Annotated in this window: 8 protein-coding genes; 3 read left to right on the top strand and 5 right to left on the bottom strand. The window is 52.4% G+C overall.

Annotation, left to right across the window (positions count from 1 at the left end; translation table 11 throughout):
- Positions 1-395 precede the first annotated feature (395 nt).
- From KDC22_RS02380 to KDC22_RS02370, 3 genes are all read left to right on the top strand, one after another.
- A complete protein-coding gene (locus tag KDC22_RS02380) occupies positions 396-8,309 on the top strand; it encodes a 5'-nucleotidase C-terminal domain-containing protein (protein ID WP_211721956.1) in 7,914 nt (2,637 codons plus the stop codon).
- Between the two features lie 287 nt (positions 8,310-8,596).
- Positions 8,597-9,502: an ArsR/SmtB family transcription factor gene (locus tag KDC22_RS02375; protein WP_173140788.1), complete on the top strand. Its 906-nt coding sequence runs from the start codon at positions 8,597-8,599 to the stop codon at positions 9,500-9,502.
- 5 nt (positions 9,503-9,507) lie between these two features.
- The gene (locus KDC22_RS02370; protein ID WP_211721955.1) at positions 9,508-10,782 is read left to right on the top strand and encodes an MFS transporter; all 1,275 of its coding nucleotides are present in this window, start codon (positions 9,508-9,510) and stop codon (positions 10,780-10,782) included.
- 756 nt (positions 10,783-11,538) lie between these two features.
- Here the strand turns inward: KDC22_RS02370 and KDC22_RS02365 are convergent.
- From KDC22_RS02365 to KDC22_RS02345, 5 genes are all read right to left on the bottom strand, one after another.
- Entirely contained in the window at positions 11,539-12,180 is a 642-nt protein-coding gene (locus KDC22_RS02365) for a histidine phosphatase family protein (RefSeq protein WP_211721954.1), read from the bottom strand.
- A 69-nt stretch (positions 12,181-12,249) separates the two neighbouring features.
- Entirely contained in the window at positions 12,250-13,053 is an 804-nt protein-coding gene (locus KDC22_RS02360; RefSeq protein WP_211721953.1) for an AAC(3) family N-acetyltransferase, read from the bottom strand.
- Between the two features lie 130 nt (positions 13,054-13,183).
- Entirely contained in the window at positions 13,184-14,767 is a 1,584-nt protein-coding gene (locus KDC22_RS02355) for a response regulator (protein WP_211721952.1), read from the bottom strand.
- Positions 14,764-16,659 (bottom strand): sensor histidine kinase, encoded by a 1,896-nt coding sequence (locus tag KDC22_RS02350; RefSeq protein WP_211721951.1) that lies wholly within the window; start codon positions 16,657-16,659, stop codon positions 14,764-14,766. Before KDC22_RS02350 ends, KDC22_RS02355 begins: the two co-directional genes overlap by 4 nt.
- An 88-nt stretch (positions 16,660-16,747) precedes the next feature.
- Positions 16,748-18,451 (bottom strand): type 2 periplasmic-binding domain-containing protein, encoded by a 1,704-nt coding sequence (locus KDC22_RS02345; RefSeq protein ID WP_211721950.1) that lies wholly within the window; start codon positions 18,449-18,451, stop codon positions 16,748-16,750.
- Between the last annotated feature and the right edge of the window lie 8 nt (positions 18,452-18,459).

Genomic DNA, 18,459 nt, shown 5'->3' with positions numbered 1-18,459 from the left:
AGCAGGTTCACCGATGTTTTTAATTGTACAGAATACAGTTAACCCGGCAGATCCGTGATTTCATCGTCTTTTAGCTGTACAGAATACAATTAAGCTCCTGTGTATACCCTACCCATCCTTTTCAAATGAGTATTAGAGTTGCTTATAAGCAAAAATAGTATTTTCTTGAATATAACCTCTCTCCGGTCGCAAGGTGTCATAGATTATTTACTATATATATTAAATATTTTTATGCATGTTGTATAAAGTTCACTCTATTATTTTTAATTAGTGAGAATTTAATATATATTCATATCATACAACCTTCCATTTTACAAATAAATGGTATGATTATGAAGGTTGTACATTATAGTTTCGAGAGGAGTGGGTTTAGGATAATGATTATTTCTCACAGGATGCGAAAATGGTTCTCAGCAGGGCTTGCAGTTCTAATGCTCATCGGCATTGCACTACCTGCCGGACAGAGTGCACAGGCAGCGACGGATAACAATAATATTGTAATCTCACAAGTCTACGGCGGCGGCGGAAACGGCGGGGCTGAACTGAAGAATGATTTTATTGAACTATATAACCCTACCGATACAACAGTGAGTCTTGAGGGCTGGAAGGTGCGTTATGCGAGCGCCGGCGCCAACGGTGATCTCAATACGACAACCGCTATCACAGTGTTAACAGGTACCATTCCTGCTAAAGGATATTTTCTGATCCAGCAATCGGCCGGTACCGGAGGTACGAAGGACTTGCCTGCCCCTGATTATACAGGAATATTACAATTGGGAGCTTCCGGCGGTAAAGTTGACCTCATAGATACCGCCAATGCACGTGTTGATATGGTTGGCTTCGGGGCCGCGACTGCTTATGAAGGCAGCGGACCTACAGGAGTACTGAGCAGCACGCTCGCCGCTGTGCGCAAGGCTGCAGTAGGCGCACCCGCAGGCAGCCGCGGCTTGGATACAGACAACAATGCTGCAGACTTCATAGTTCAATCCCCTGATCCGCGCAATAGCAGCTATGGTACCGCTCCGGCTGTAGCAGCGGTAACGGCCATCCCGGCAGCCAATGCCTGGCCGGCCGGAACAGCGATCTCCCTTACCACATCCACAGCAGGTGCATCTGTCTATGCCGCAGTCTACACAGGTGGCTCCGGAGGAGAATTCAAACCGTATAGCGGTGAAATCCTGCTGAACTCACCTACTACAATCAAGACTTACGCCTCGGTATCGGATTCAGTGTACAGTCTGGTGTCGACTTATGATTACACCATCCTTGAGAAGCAGGATATTGCTTCTATTAGACCTGCGGTCAAAGGTCAGAATGTCTGGACTGAAGGGATCGTTACCCATATCGACGGGGCGAAGATGTACATTCAGGATTCGTCCAGAGCCATCGTATTGTACGGATTCCCGGCATTCGCGGAGGTCGGAGATCTCGTTGAAGTTCAAGGTGCTATGGATATTTACAGTAACCTGCAAGAACTCAAGCCTGTCACTGGACTTGAATACAAAGTTATCACTGCAAATGCCGGTGCACCTGCCGCTAAGCTAATCACTGCCGCTGACCTGACAGCTGCCAATGGTGAAGCCCATGAAGCGCAGCTCGTCACCATGGAAGATTTGACCATCATTAGTAAAGATGGAAATAATGTCATCGCCAGCCAAGGCAGCCAGACATTTAAAATTTATTCCGGACTTCCCCAACTGGTAAAGGATAAACATTTTGATAAAATCACTGGTGTAATTGAACAATTTAATGATGCCTATCAGTTCATTCCGCTCAGCGCAGAGAGTCTGGTAGAAGAACTGTTCTCTGTTACCGCCAGCCCCGGTGCGGGCCGGATCATCACCGGTAGCTCTGTTACGCTGTCCAGCCCCACCGAAGGAGCAGCAGTCTATTATACGCTTGACGGATCAGAGCCAACAACAGCCAGTACGTTGTACACAGCCCCCATCCCGATAACGGCAGACACGGTGATTAAGGCTGTTGCTTCAGTCACAGGTCAGACCAGTAAGGCCTATACTTTCGAGTATATAGCTTCAGAGCCTCCCCGCATCCATGATATTCAGGGCGTATCCCACACCTCTGAATATACCGGACAGACTGTTACGGATGTCGAAGGGATAGTTACTGAATACGGATATACTTTTGCAAACGGCAATTATAAAGGCTTCTTCATTCAGGACCTTGAACCGGACGATAATGACAGCACCTCCGAAGGAATATTCGTATACAGCACGAGCACCGGCCTGAAGCCTGATATCGGGGATCATGTATCCGTCTCAGGAGTTGTATCCGAATATAATGAGGGAAGCAGCAGCAACATGACTTCCACACAAATCACACTCAGCACCATCCATACAATAGCCAAGGGAGCAGTCCTGCCAGAACCAGTAGTGCTGGGCAAGGGCGGACGGGTTATCCCTTCTTCGATCATTGATAATGATAATTTAACTGAATTCCAGCCTTCTGAAGATGCCATGGATTTCTATGAGTCTCTTGAAGGTATGCTCGTTACCCTTCCTGCCCCTACAATTATTAGTCCTTACTGGACAAGCGGCAGCGGTACATCAATCGTATATAACATTCCGGCAAGAGTAGACAATGGGGTAGAAGATGTCATTACACCTGCCGGGGGCCTCGTACTCCGGGGAGCAGACAATCTCAACCCGCAGCGCCTCCTGATCGCCTACAGTGATCCTGGCCAGCAAGTCGGTACAGGTGATAAGTTCAATGGTGATGTTACAGGCGTTATCGGCTACAACAACGGCAACTACAAAGTTATCCCTGCAAGTGGAAGCCTGCCTGGTATCACCACAAGCAGCTTCACACAGGAAACCTCTACTATTACTGTAGATGAAGAGAAGCTGCTGGTTGCTTCCTACAATATTGAGAACTACTATCCAGGCGTAGGGGCCACGAAGATTCAGAAGCTGGCCCAGTCTATCACAGTCAATCTGAAAAAGCCGGATATCATCAGCGTTGTGGAGATGCAGGACAGCAATGGTGAGGTCGACAATGGTACAGTCGAAGCTAATGCCGCCGAACTGATTCAGGCGATTCAGACCGCCGGTGGACCAGCTTATAATTACGTTGACATTGCTCCTGTAAATAAAGCAGACGGCGGGGCACCGGGCGGAAACATCCGCGTAGGGTTCCTGTATAATCCGGCAAGAGTCAAGCTTGCTGACAGCATTACCGGACACAAGGGCTCTGCCCTCCAATCTGTCAGCTACAATGCAGACGCAGATAAACTGACCTACAATCCGGGAAGAATCGATCCGACGAATGATGCATTTGCCAATTCACGCAAGCCGCTCGCGGCCCAATTTGAATTTAATGGCGAGAAAGTCATTGTAATTGCTAACCATTTTAATTCAAAATCCGGTGACAACGGGCCGTTCGGAAGCATTCAGCCTCCACTGCTCTCTAGTGAAGCGACGCGCCACAAAATTGCTGCTGTCGTGAACGGCTTTGTCAAAGAGGTCCTGAGCGCCAATCCGTCTGCAAATATTGTAGCCGTGGGCGATTTGAACGATTTCCAATTCACCAAGACCGCAGCCATTCTCAAAGGCAACGAGCTCGACAACCTGATCGAGAAATTGCCGCTGAATGAACAGTACACCTATACGTATGACGGGAACTCCCAGGTACTTGATCATATCCTGGCCAGCAAAAATATTGCAAATTCCGCACAAGTAGATGTCGTCCATCTGAATGCAGACTTCCCTCAATCCCGCGGACGGGTGTCCGACCATGATCCGGTTGTAGCACAATTTGATCTGTCCAATTTCGATCTGCGTGTTTTGCATACGAACGATACACATGGGCATCTGGAGAGCATCGCCAGACGTACCACGGCCATCAAGCAGGAACGCAATAGCCATACCCTGCTGCTTGATGCAGGCGATGTGTTCTCAGGAACGCTGTATTCTACTACATTCAAGGGAATGGCTGACGTTGATTTCATGAATGACATCGGTTATGACGCAATGACCTTCGGCAACCATGAATTCGACCAGAATAAGGAGCACCCTGAGATTCTCAGGAATTTTGTAGAGGCTGCAAAGTTCCCGTTCGCAAGCTCCAACATTGACTTTACATCCAAAAACAGTGAGCTTGCAGACAAATTCCATAATGACATTGTCACCATTGCGCAAGGGGATACTGCTTACAACGGCAACATCTATCCGGCGGTGATCAAAGACGTCTATGGGGAAAAGGTGGGCATCTTCGGCTTAACCACTGAGGATACTGTAGGATTATCTTCACCAGGAGATAAGATCAGCTTCAAGGATCATGTCGAGAGTGCGAAGAATACAGTAGCTCTGCTCGAAGCCAAAGGCGTAAACAAAATTATCGCCGTAACCCATCTCGGTTATACCGTTGACAAGGATCTGGCCGCAGCCGTTCAGGGAATCGATATTATCGTCGGCGGACATTCGCACACGAAGATCGACAATCCTCCTGAACCGGTTACCAACGTAGGTACAGGTAAAACTGTATTGGTCGTTCAGACTGGAGAGTATAGCCAATATTTAGGGGCGCTAAATGTAACCTTTGACAAGAAGGGCGAGATTGTATCCTACAACGGCAAGCTGCTGGAAGTGGCTAAATATGCTGAAGATCCGGCGGCCAAAGCCAAGCTGGCTTCCACATATGACTCCAAGCTTTCAGCTGTCCGGGCTGAGGTAGTAGGACACTCCAATGTTGACTTGTACACCAACCGGAACATCGACGGCAAATCTGTCCGTGTTGTACGCCAGGAAGAAACACCGATCGGCAACATGATTGCCGACAGCATCGCGGAGAAAGTAACAGAGCTGATGCCAAACTTTGTACCAAATACTGAACTTGATACCATCAAAGGTGTTGTTGCTATCCAGAACGGCGGTGGTATCCGTGCAGCCATTGACAAAGGCGACATCACAATGGGGGAAGTATTAACTACTCTTCCGTTCAATAACAGCCTGGTTGCCCTAAAAGTCACGGGTGCGGAAATCATTTCTTCACTGGAGAATTCGGTCAGCGGGCTCAGCTCAGACCAAGGCCGGTTCGCTCAGGTAGCTGGTATGAAGTATACGTATGATTCTACCAAGTTACCTGAAATTGTAGACCCATTAACTGGAAAAGTAACCCAAGAAGGACACCGGATTATCTCCGTAGAGATCAAACAGCCTGACGGTTCCTACCTGCCAATTGATCCTAAGGCCTATTACATCCTGTCCACGAACTCCTTCATGGCAGGCGGCGGGGACTTCTACCGCGCCCTGGCCTCGGCCAAGGCAGACGGGCGTTATTATGAGCTGGGTCTACCGGACTTTGAAGTCCTGCTCTCTTATCTGAAGAAGCATAAACCGGTGACCTCCAGCATCGAGAGCCGGATTACGGATCTCAAAGGCGCGACACCTCCAGATAATGACTTCTCTCTGAGAGTTCTGCACACTAATGATACCCACAGTCATTTGGAAACGGTGGTTAAACGGATGACTGCAATTAAGCAGGAGCGTACCAACAATTCCATCCTGCTCGATGCAGGGGATGTATTCTCCGGCACCCTTTACTTCACTAAGTTCGAAGGGCTCGCCGATCTGAAATTCATGAATTACATCGGATACGATGCCATGATTTTCGGGAACCACGAATTCGACAAAGGACTGCCGACACTCAGAACCTTTATTAACAAAGCAGAATTCCCGTTTATCAGTTCCAACATTGACTTTACTACCAAAGAAAATGAGCTGAAGGATATCTTTGTGAATAAGGTCGGTGGATCGGATATGGATACTCCGGTAGAGAACGGTCATATCTACCCTTCCATCATTAAAGAGGTATACGGCGAGAAGATCGGGATCTTCGGGCTGACTACCGAGGATACGGTGGGTCTGTCCTCACCAGGCGACAACATCTCCTTTAAAAATTACAAGACCAGCGCCGAGAATACAGTCAAATCATTACAGGCGCTGGGCATTAACAAAATTATCGCTGTATCCCATTTGGGATACAATGTTGACCAGAAGCTGGCGGTAGAGGTTGCGGGCATCGACGTTATCGTCGGCGGCCACACCCATACCAAGCTTGATGCTCCTGTGGTCTTCAATTCAGACACTGAGCCTACGCTGATTGTTCAGACTGGTGAATATGGTACGTACCTCGGCGAGCTTGATGTCAATTTCGACGATAACGGCATCATTACTACCTACAACGGTAAGCTAATCGACACGACGAAGTATACCGAAGATGCTAAGGCCAAAGAGATGCTAGCTGAGTATGACGCCGATCTGGCCGTAATTCGCCAGACTGTGGTTGGCAATTCTGCTGTCCCTCTGGTCTACGACCGGTTAATCGACGGGAAGCTTACCCGTGTGGTCCGTAAGGAAGAAACTAATCTTGGCAACCTGATTGCAGATGGTATCAATTACAAAGCAAAGGAGCTGGTTAGCAAGCTGATCCCGGAGCCTGAGCTTCCATCCATCAAGGGCTTCGTAGCCATTCAGAACGGCGGTGGTATCCGTGCCGGTATTGATCAAGGGGATATCACCCTCGGTGAAGTGCTGACGGTAATGCCATTCTCCAACAGCCTGGTTGCCCTGAAGGTGACAGGACAGGAAATTATTGATGCTCTGGAGAATGGTGTCAGTGGGGTGAAAACAGATGAGGGCCGTTTCCCTCAGGTCTCAGGAATGCGATACACCTATGATTCCACTAAGCCTGAGGAAATCATCACCCCGTCAACGAATGTTGTGGAGCAGAAAGGTCAACGTATTATCTCTGTAGAAGTCAAACAGGCGGATGGCAGCTACACCGCCATCGACCCTGGTGCGTATTACATTCTGTCTACTAACTCCTTCATGGCTGGCGGTGGTGACTTCTACCGCTCATTGGCCCAGGCCAAAGCAGACGGACGTTATTATGAGTTGTATTTGCCGGACTATGAGGTATTTACCGATTATCTGAAAGAACTCAAACAGGTGAACATTGGTACGGAAGGCCGCATCACCGATCTCAAAGGTGCGACACCGACACCAACATCGACACCAACGCCAACCTCTCCTCAGGGAGGGTCTGGAGGGACTATACCAACAGCAGCACCTAGTCCGGCTGCAACTGCCACAGCCACAGCTACCGCACCAGCGGGTCCGCTGGTAACGACGATTACTGCAGCCGATCTGACTGCCCGGCTCGCCGCAATGCCTGCTGGAACCAGTGAGCTGATTATTCCGCTTACTGCTTCAGCAGGCGGTGCCCAGGTTGTGCTGCCAGGCAGCGTACTGGTTCAGCAGGCTGCAGTGAACCGGAATACAGTAATTACGTTCACCTCTACAGGCGGAGCATCATACTCGCTACCGCTGAGTCTGATTAACGGAACTGCGCTGGCTGCACAGCTGGGCACCAGCGACTTCACCGTTACTGTATCGCTGCTTCAAGCAGATACTGCTACGCTGGAAAGTCTGAAGAAGGCTATCGCAGCACAGAACGGTACTGTCACATTAGCCGCACCTGTCATTGAGTTCAGCATGACCGCTCAAGCGGGCGGCAAGAGTGTACCGCTGAACCACTTCGGCAGCACCTATGTGAAGCGCACGCTAACTGCAACCGGGGCGCTGAATGCCCAAAGTGCAACGGGTATATCCTATGACCCGGCCACCGGCAAGCTATCCTTCGTACCTTCTGTCTTCGGGGTCCCGGCAGACGGAAATACGGTAGTAACGATTAAGCGCAACAGCAACAGCTATTACACGGTGGTACAATCCGCTAAGAGCTTCAGCGACACCAAAGGACACTGGGCACAATCTTCCATTAACCTGCTGGCTTCCAAGCTGATTATTACCGGCACCAGCAACACCGTCTTCTCGCCTGCGCAGTCGATTACACGGGCAGAATTCGCAGCACTGATGACCCGCTCGCTTGGGCTTGCCCCGGTAAGCAGCGGAACCACCTTCAGTGATGTGAAGGCAGGCGCATGGTATGCTGATGCTGTTCAGACGGCAGCCGCAGCAGGCCTAATAACCGGATATACAGACGGCAGCTTCAAGCCAGGCAGCCCGATCACCCGCCAGGAGATGGCGGCGGTACTGTCCAAAGCCATGAAGTTCACCGGCCAGACCCTGACGGCTGATCCAGCCGTACTGGCTAAATTCCGCGATGCCTCAAGCATCCCGGCCTGGTCCAGGGCAGCAGTAGCAGAAATAGCCTCCGCAGGCATCATTCAGGGAACTCCTGACGGTGCATTTGCTCCGGCGAAGCTGGCTACCCGTGCGGAAGCAGCTACGATGCTGGAGAAGACCCTGAAGTCCCTTCAATTCATTAACTAACATTGCAGCGTTATAGAATGAGCAAGTTTCATCTTCAATGAAAAGGCGGTTCCTAAGGCGCGTGATGCGCTGCAGGAACCGCCTTTTTTCGCCAATATTAGACCAGAATCATAGGACTTCGCACGATAAACTCCGTAACACACTATCGCCTCAAAAGCCCGCCAAAAAATATTAGAGACAAGAATCTCCGCTATTGATAATGCAATTTAGTTCGTTTATTATAAAACATATATTAAGTTCTATAACTATAGAACAAAAATCATTTTCTTCAGAAAGCAGGAAACCCTATGGATTACAAAGTGACCTTAGACTTCGCGCCAATCTATGAGTGCCTCACCAGCCTAAATGCTTTTATCGGCAAGCAGAACCATAATGCCATGGACGCCGGGACTCCCTGGGTCCGCCAGGTGCAGACCCGGTTCGCCCCTGTAATGCTCCAGCGAATGAAAGAAGTCTTGAAGCTCACTGATAATTTCAGTCTGTCTCCTTACATCTGGAGTTGTCCCGGAGACCGCACGGCAGGGGGATTCCTGAACTGGTTCGAGTCGCTGTCTGCGGGAGAGCTGTATGACATTTCCGGCCGTTTCGGACAGAGCGTTCCCTCGAATCTTGCCGGGCTGCGGGACTCCGCCGCTGAAGTGATCCGGGCATGGAATGACGGGTATTTCAGCAGCATAGACCCGGCTATTATAGAAGGGCTGGAGCAGGAGGCCAAGGGAAGAGCGGCGCTGCTGGATGGCACGAATGATATGGAGATTTATGAGCAAGCCACCGAAGGGATGCGGCTCTATCCGTCGGAGACCCTGAAGCAGGTCATTCTTACGCCTCAGTATCATGCACGCCCTTTGGTTATTTCGTCTCTCTATAATGAATTCATGTTCACCAGCTATTCCTGCGATGCGCTTCCTCCGGAAGAAGGACGGCCTGCTGCTGCGCTGCTGCGGCTAACCCGGGCGTTATCGGACGAGACCCGGTTGTTCATTCTCCGGCAGCTTACCGGCAGCCAGCTCAATTTCACGGAGATTGTGAAGGCGGTAGGCTTGTCCAAAAGCACCATCCACTACCATCTGATCGCGCTGCGGGCAGCGGGTCTGGTCATCGTTCATAGCAGCGGCAAAAGCACCTCCTACAGTCTGCGCCTGGAGGCACTGAATGCTTTGCCGGGACAAATTGGAGACTACCTGAAGGGGTGAGGGTCATGCATAAACGCAGCTATTACGGATTGTTGTCTACCGTTTCACTGAGCGCTTTCGGCGATGCTTTTGGGCTGCTGGCGATGGAATGGCTGGTCTATGAGCTGACCGGCTCCAAGCTGGCGATGGGCGCTCTTGCCCTCAGCTCCATGCTTCCTGAGCAGGTGCTTCGCCTCCTCGGCTCCCCGCTGTCTGACCGGCTGCCCCGTGTGCGGTTCATGGCCTGCCTGGCAGCCCTGCGTCTGCTCGCCCTCCTGCTGCCGCTGGGTATGGGCCTCGCCGGTCACTTGCAGCTCTGGCAATTATTCGCCGCCGCCAGTCTGAGCGGGGCCTGCTCCGCACTGTTCATGCCAACGGCAATGGCCGTCATTCCCGGCGTTGCCGGCACCGGCAAGCTGATGCGTGCCTTCGCCATCATCGACGGCTGCAAAGGTGCCGCCGCGCTGCTGGGTCCGGCGCTTGCGGGCATACTGACCGCAGCCAGCGGAGCCTTGCCCGCCCTCGGGGTCAACGCGGTCTGTTATACGGCTGCGATTGCAATGCTCCTATGGCTGCCCCGGGTAGGCAAGCAATCGGCAGCAGGCCCTGCTGCTGCCTTCTCGCTCTCCAGCTATCTCCGGGAGGTAGCCGAAGGCTTCTCGTTCTACCGGCAGTTCCCCGCCATGCTGACGATCATGATGATGGCCGCAGTCAGCAATCTCAGCTCCATGGCCATCTGGACCATGATGGTCCCTTATGTCCGTGAAGTGCTGCACCGCGATGCGGCGGCTGTGGGCACACTGTCCACAGCTTCTGCGCTCGGATACCTCGCCGGGCTTGGTGCAATCTCCCTCATGGGTGAGATCCAGAAGCGGCGCGCTGTGATGCTCGGAAGCCTGGGGCTATCGGGCATCATCACGATGCTGTGGGGCTTCATCCCCAGCTATTCCTTCGCCTTGTTCGCCGTATTTGCCGCCGGACTAATGGGGCCCTTCTTCAGCTCCTTAAGCTCCTCTCTGCACGGGCGGCTGGTCCCCGGCCATCTCCAGGGACGGGTGAATTCGGTCCGCTTCCTGATTGGCGGGAGCCTCTCGCCGCTTGGCGCCTTGGCAGGCGGTGCGGTGGCTGAGCTGTACGGGGTCTCTGTTCTTTTGCTTACCGCAGGCATTCTTCCGGCTCTGTACGCCGGAGTGGCCCTGCGCCTGCCCGGCCTGAAGACGCTGGACGGCGACCTGTCTGTGCTGGAGCAGACCACCCGGCTGCGCAGGGATACTACTCTAACGGGCAATATATCTGTATAGACAAGACACACTTAGGCTTTAAGTCAGTTGGGACTAGTCACGACTGGTTCCGGTTGGTTGCGGCTGGCCTGATCCACATTGTTGCACCTTTTGCAGGATCTATTACAGATAGGGTGCGGGCTGGGATACATTGTTGCACTTATTGCAGGATATTCGCTGATATATCGTAGAGTTGAGACTAATTGTTGCATTTCGGGCACGATTCCCGCTGCTGTGCCGCTACCCGATCCACATTGTTGCACTTTCTGCAGGATCTATTACAGATAGGATGCGGGCTGGGATACATTGTTGCACTTTTTGCAGGATATTCGCTGATAACTTGTAGAGTTGAGACTAATTGTTGTATTTCGTGCATGATTCCCGCTGTTGTGCCGCTGCCCGAGCCACATTGTTGCACTTTGGGCAGGATTTCGCCCGTGTACCACTCGTCAGAGCTTCGAACCTCTATTACTGCTAGCCACTATTCACGGGCGTACCGCAATAAGACGGTGTGCATGACACACCGAACAGGCGATGCCCGCCTTGCACATCGCCTTGTTGCCGTTGCTTATCACCCGTCACCTACTGCACATCGCCTACAACCCTGTTCCCTATCGCTTGTTGCCTGTCACCTATTTGCTTTCATTTATCGCTTCATAGCCTAGCGTTGTCTCCGTTGCTTATCGCCATATCACCTATCACTCACCTATTGCTTATCACACTTGTCATTCCTAAGCATCACACCCTATGAAGCCAAGAACTCCAAACCGCTCAGGCTCAGGATTCCATCCCGTTCTCACTGGTCTCATAATGACTGGTGTCGCCATGCAGCACAATCTCGGGGACACCGTCCGTAATATCAATCCTGCATAGACAGGTGGGATAGATGTAGGGCAGATCCCACAGCTTATTCATCGCCCGGTCTTCAAAATAAGCCATCAACACCTTAATCACTACCGTATGCGTCACAATGAGTACCGTGCCGCCTGCGTGGAGGTCTATAATCTCCCGCAGCTTGCGGAGCGCACGTTCCTGCACCGCAGCGAAGGTCTCGCTGCCCTCGACACTGAACTGCTCCGGGTCGCCCCAGAAGAACTGGTGCTGCTCGGGATACTGAAGCTCCAGCTCCGCAGAATCCCGGCCTTCCCAGACGCCCATGCCAATCTCTTTGAATTCATCGCAGGCGGTTAGCGGCAGCGTCCGCTCTCCCCGGATAATCTCTGCAGTCCGCAGCGCCCGGGTACTGGAGCTGGCATATACCGCATCCAGATGAACACCCTGCAGGCCCCGGCTCAGCCACTCTGCCTGCTGCACCCCAAGCGGCGTAAGCTCCGAATCCTGATGGCCCTGCATCCGCTTCTGCACATTCCATTCGGTCTGCCCGTGCCGGGTAATGTATATTGTTGTTGTAGTAGTCATGAAACCCTTCTCCCCTCAAGACGATCTCTCTCTTTGCTCTATCCATCATAACTCATGATGCCGTAAGTCTCATGTGCGTCTGCGTTCCAGCCACTTCACCGCATAATCTACAATCTCCCGCTGCGGAATCAGCTGTGCCCTTGAACCAGCCACCAGGCCCGTGGCAATAAGACCGGTCTCCTTGCCGAAGTCCAGACCAAGCTCCGCGAAATCATCCGAGTTCCAGTTGTAGTCACTGAATTCCACCCATTGCCTGATACCATCTACCATCATCGGCGCGGCTGCCATGACCTCCTGCTTCCCGTCATAGTCCGCCCGGTATTCCGCCAGATGCAGCGAGGTGTTATTCAGATGGTCTACACCCAGCAGCAGCACGCTTCCCCCCAGCTCATAGATCCGGGCCAGCGGAGACTGCTCACCGAAGGCATACTCCAGACCATGCCCGTCAATGATGAGATCCCGGTGCTTCCCCCAGGCGGCAAAAGAATCAATCGGATGTCCGCTGCGCCGGACGCCCTGCTGCTTGCGGAAGCAATCCGGAATAATCCCCATGCCTCTCAGCGGGGTCAGGTCCGGGTCGTACGCAGGCATATACTCGCGGATGTCCGGCCACCAGGCCTCCGGCACCGGCGGATTGCTCCAGCCTGACGGATCGGTCAGATCCGCGGATTGCGTCGGCATCACCAGTGTGCCTGCTTTCCCCAGCACCTGCTCCAGCGCCAGGATCACAGCAACCGGTCCCCCCGCTACCCACTGCCCCAGGGATTTGAAGGAAGAATGCAGCAGCACCGTCATTCCTTCCTGCACGCCCAGTCTCCGGAAATCTTCGGCAAGTGTCTCTACTGTAATCAGTGTTCCTTGTACTTCTTCCATGTTCCTACCTCCAGACCTTCCATTCAACCTAAATAAGACTCACTACCTAATATAAGACGCACCTAAGTGTTGAACTTGAAGCTTCATCGTCACTGCGGTGAACATTTGGAATTTCGGCCGCTGCCGGTCCCTAAGACTCCTTATCCTCAGCCTGGCCGGGATAACGCCCCATCAGCAGCTTCGCCCGGAACTCGCCGGGAGAGATGCCCTCCAGCTCTCGGAATACCCGCGCGAATTGCTTGCTGTTCTCAAAGCCGACAGCCTCCGAGACACCGGCCAGCTTGACCCGGTTATCGGCCAGCAGCTCTTTGGCGTGGCGGATGCGGACTTTTTTGAGATACAGCACGAAGCTCTCTCCGGTATAAGCCTTGAACGCTTCACTGAAATAAGAATAGTTCAAAGAGACATAATTACTGACCATAGCCATGTTCAACGGACGGGTATAGTTCGCTTCGATATAAGCCAGCGCTTCCTCCATGTCGGCATGTTCGGTATGGGCAGACTTGATTCCTATAATATAATCGTTCACGCTCAGGAGCAAATGCTCCAGCGCACGGTAATAGTCGTGAAAATGGCGGAAGTTGTGCAGGTTGCCCACCAGGCGGTAGAGCTTCAGCACTTCCACCGAAGCTTCACCATGCACACGGAATACCTCATCCAATACACGTTCATTGATACTCCGTCCTACGTTCTCCAGGTAAGTCAGATCCAGATTAAGCAGATGCTCAGTCTGAAAAATAACGCCAAGCAGCGCCTTAATCTCCTTCTCCCGCCCGGTTCCCAGCATATTAAGCAGCTTGCGCAGCTCCTCTTCCGGGGTAGGGAAGCTCAGGCGCCCGGCCTGAATAGCCGAATAGTCCACGAAGCTGGCCTGAGGGGACAGGAACGTATACTGCAGCGCCCGGCAGGCTTCGAGGTAACCTGTACGGAACTGCTCCGCACTGCGGCTCTCACTGCTGATTCCGAGCAGCAGCCGCTTAAGCTCCTTCGCTTCGGCCTTCCTTGCCAGCTCCAGGAAGCTCTCTCCGCTGCCGACCAGCACCAGCTTCCCGTCTCCATCCGTCAGGATCTCTGTGAATTTCTGCTCCAGTGGTCCTATGAGCTGCTCCAGCAGCCCCTGCACTTCTCCGGCCTTCATCCGTGCCCCGTCGCTGTGGTAATAGGTCAGTACGCCTATGGTAAAAGGCACCGCAAACCCCGCCAGCTCCTCCTGCTGTGCCGCCGATGCTTCCGCCTCCTGCTGCATCAGGAGTCCCCGCAGACGGGCAGCCCGCAGCTCACGGCGGTAGCCCTCTGCTTCCTGCTTCTGCTTGTGGCTGCTGGACTCCCGGTCCGCCTCCTCCCTGGCAATCCGTTCAAGAATCTCGAACAGCTCCTCGCGGCGGATCGGCTTCAGCAGATAATCCTTGACGCGGTAGCGGATCGCGCTTTTGGCATATTCAAAGTCATCATGTCCGCTAAGGATAATGACAGCCGGCGCCTCTCCCGGTCCTGCCTCCGCAGACAGCCGCTCCAGCAGCGTAATTCCGTCCATGATCGGCATCCGGATATCGGTTATAATCACATCTTGCCGCTGCTGCCTGTACTGCTCCAGTGCTTCGGCACCGTTTCCTGCCATCGTTATACTGTAGAGAGCCGGATATTCCCGTTCGATCATCACCTTCAGGCCTTGGCGGATCATCTTTTCATCATCTACAATCATCAGATTCGTCATCGCTGGTTATCCCCCGTTAATAGAACTTTGGGCAGAGACATGTACACAGCGGTCCATTTCCCTGCTTCGCTCTGCACTTCCAGTCCATAGGCCTCACCGTAGAATAGCTGCAGGCGCTGATGCACATTACGCAGCCCGACGCCTCCCGCCTTATATCCGCCTCTGCTGGTCCCGGAAGGGTCCGCCCCCGGTTCCTCCTTCGCATAAATCCCTTCATGCAGCTGGGTCAGCCGCTCCGGGGTCAGCCCCAGACCATTATCGCGGACGACAATGAAGATATCACCTTCGGCCTCCGTAAGATCAATTCGTACAATCCGGTCCGTGAGCTCCACCCCTTCTGCGTTCCAGGCATGCTTCACGCTGTTCTCAACAATCGGCTGCAGTGACATCTTAAGCACCTCCACTTCCAGATAAGTGCTGTCAATATTAAGCTCCAACTGAATCGTGTGTTCGAACCTTATATTCATTACCTCTACGTAATTCTGAATGTGACGGATCTCGTCTCTCAGCTTCACATATTCACCGGTCCACTTGAAATTATACCGCATCATACCGCCGAGCCGGGTCAGAGCATCTGAGATCGTCCGCTGATTCTCAATTTCCGCCAGCATTTTGATATTCTCCAGCGTATTATAGAGGAAATGGGCGTCAATCTGATTATGCAGGGTCCGCAGCTCCGCTTCCTTGGACAACGCCTGCTTATGCACCGCCTGCGCCACCAGCGTATTGATGGTGTTCATCAGCTTGGAGAAATGATGTGCCAGCTCACCGACCTCACCGCCCCCGCTAACCCGGATACTGCCATACGGCTCGCCCCGGCGCACTTTTTTCATCGTTTCGGTCAGGCGGCGGAGATTCTTCAGAATAAATGCGTTCAGCACATAAGCAATGGCCGTCACCAGGAAAATAAAGCCGATGTTCACCCCGATTATCAGATTCCGCGTCCGCGAAATATCCATCATTAAGCCCTTCATCGAGACCACCGTGACCAGCGAGGCGTCAATCTGCTCCAGCGGCGCCTGAATTAACATGAAGGAATTCCCGTTCTCCTTATATTCCATCTCCCATTCACCAGTCTTGCGGAATACCGCCAGCCTGTCTTTGATGGCCGCAGCCAATCCCGCATTCTCCGGTAAGACAGAGTGATCGGTCCGGGTAAACAGATTCAACTCCGCATCAGCGAGCATCATCTGGGATTCATTATCCTGTACTGACGTATACGCTTTGGGCACGAACTTGCTCAGCAGCATATCCACCTGAACCATTCCGACATGGTGGCCTTTAGGAATACTGATCTCTTTCAGCAGGGAGACCTTGGCGGGGCCAGGCTCCACTTCCCCGGAATAGCGCTTCATGAGGTCGGGATCGGTCTTTTGAAAGGACCAGAAGTGTTCCCCCTCCCGCTGCAGTGCCTTTTGGAACCACGGCTCCATGGATACCCGGTCCTCACGGAAGATCACCGGCCACAGCTCATGCACATTCCTGCTGGCGGAAAAAAGCCGCAAATGCTCTATATTCGGATTATTGAACTGCATCTGGCTCAAGCTCACATAGGTGGTTGTATTGAAATCAATCAGTTCCCCAAGCGTGGGATCGTCTTCACTGACGAGATAGCTCTCCACCCCTTTATCCGAAGATGCCATCTGGGCTACCCGTGCCATCGCTTCAATCTGGTTGAGCACATAGAGCTTCTCCATCTGCAGCAGATAGCTGTTCTTCTCGATGGAATCCCGCATATAGGTATTGTTGATTGCCTTATACGAATAGAAGGACACCAGCAGGCTGGGTCCCAGAATAATGAAGATATAGGCCGCAATCAGCCGGCTTTGCAGTGACCTCCGCCCCCACCAATAGCGGAAGGAATTCCATAATGCTCCTGTACGCTCGCGCATGCTCACCTCTCCGTTACCTTTCTGCCGCCCAACTTTAAAATAACCCAAAAGCCCGCGGTCGGCGGGCAATTGGGTCCGGTATAGAAAGCTACATTCCTAGCTTTTTCTTGTTTTCTTCATATTTCGTCTGACGGTAAGCATCGAAGGTCGCTTGGCCTTCTTTTTCTTTTTTGGTCAGATATTCGCTCCAGATCTTATCAAATTCCGCATCGGAATCTGCCATAAGCAGCTTCGGCATCGTTTTGCCGCGCAGCTGTTTCAGCTTGGTGGCGACAATGCCTTCCGGCGAGTTGCCGGTAGGGTCGATCAGCTGGAATTCGGAAGTATTAATCGACTTGCCTTTGGTCCAGTCTTCCAGTTGTTTGTAAGGCTCAACCGATTCCGGTTTCCATTGGTCCGTAATATTCGTATTCTGCATCATCCAGAACGTGAACGAGGAGCCGAATTGCTTATCAAATGCTGCACGGTCCGTGTTCATCAGCTTAAGCGCTTCGGGAAGGAACTGGTCCTTGCCGTCAATTGTATCATAGCTGACACCCTTTTCGCCCAGATAAAGATCCTTGTTGCCTTCCTCACTGTTCAGATAGCTGAGGAATTTAATCGCACGTGCTTTATCCTTAACATCCTTGGAGATCAGCGTTACCGTCCAGCCGGAGATCCCAGGGCCGTTCAGTTCAGGCGGGTCCATCTTAGTGTTGGCCGGTCCGTCTACAGCAATATAGACCTGATCGGGATTCTTCTGCGAAATCGTTCCGAGCTGGGAAGCAAAGTCAGTCCGCTGGTACAGCATAGCGAAGTAGCGGCCCTGCACGATCTTTTCTTCCATTTGTGCACGTTTGTCAATGAAGATGTCCTTCGCCAAGAGTCCGTCCTGATTCGCCTGGCGGAGGGTCTTCATCCAGCGTACATATTCAGGATCTGTCTCGCGGTCATACACCTTGCCGTCTTTTTCCCAAGGAATCGCCAGGAAGTTCTGAATGTAGCCTTCCAGCGAGTCATTGCCGTTCTCAGTGAACTCATGCAGACCCAGCGGAATCAGCGGCTGGCCGTTGACCTGAGGGAATTTCTCCTGTGCCGCCTTCAGCGCAGCGAGGAATCCTTCAGGCGTACGCATATCCGGGCTGCCGATCGCTTCATAGATATCCTTGCGGACTACGAAGGTCTGGTTCGATACATAGGTATCGCCGTATTTCTCGTAATCTGCAGGAGAGGAGGAGGAGTTAGGATAGCCGTATACATTGCCGTCCGGCTGGGTGTACCAGCCCAGTTTGTCTTTATCGGACACTTTGAAGAAATACGGGTCGTATTCTTCAGCCAGCTTGTTCAGCGGAAGCACCAGCTCGCCTTCGACCATTTTCTTAATGGCATCTTCCCAATATCCGAGTGTGATGAAGTCCGGCAGCTTGCCGGAAGCAATCAGCGTGTTCAGCTTCTCATTCTCATTACCAGCCGGAACGATAAAGTTAAGATTAACGCCGGTTTTTTTCGTAATATATTGCGAGGTCGGGTCTACACCCCATTTATTCGGGAACCAGGCAAAGTTCAGATACCAGTCAAACGTAATCGGTGAAGTGTCGCTTTTCCAGCCCGGTTCATCAGCTGAAGCTGCCGGTGCTGTTGTGGCTGCTGCGTCTGTTGCCGGTGCCGTTGTAGCTTCGGTGTTCGCCGGCTTGTCATTCCCCTTATTTCCGCTTGCGGCATTATTATTGCTGGAGCAGCCCGCTGCAGAGAAGGTCAGCATTAGTCCCAAGAGCAGCAGGACCATTTTCTTTGGCTTATGTTTCATGCCCATTTGTTTAC

The organism is Paenibacillus tritici (assembly GCF_018207515.1).
Classification (GTDB): Bacteria; Bacillota; Bacilli; order Paenibacillales; family Paenibacillaceae; genus Paenibacillus_AQ; species Paenibacillus_AQ tritici.
This window is presented reverse-complemented; position numbering and strand designations above follow the sequence as displayed.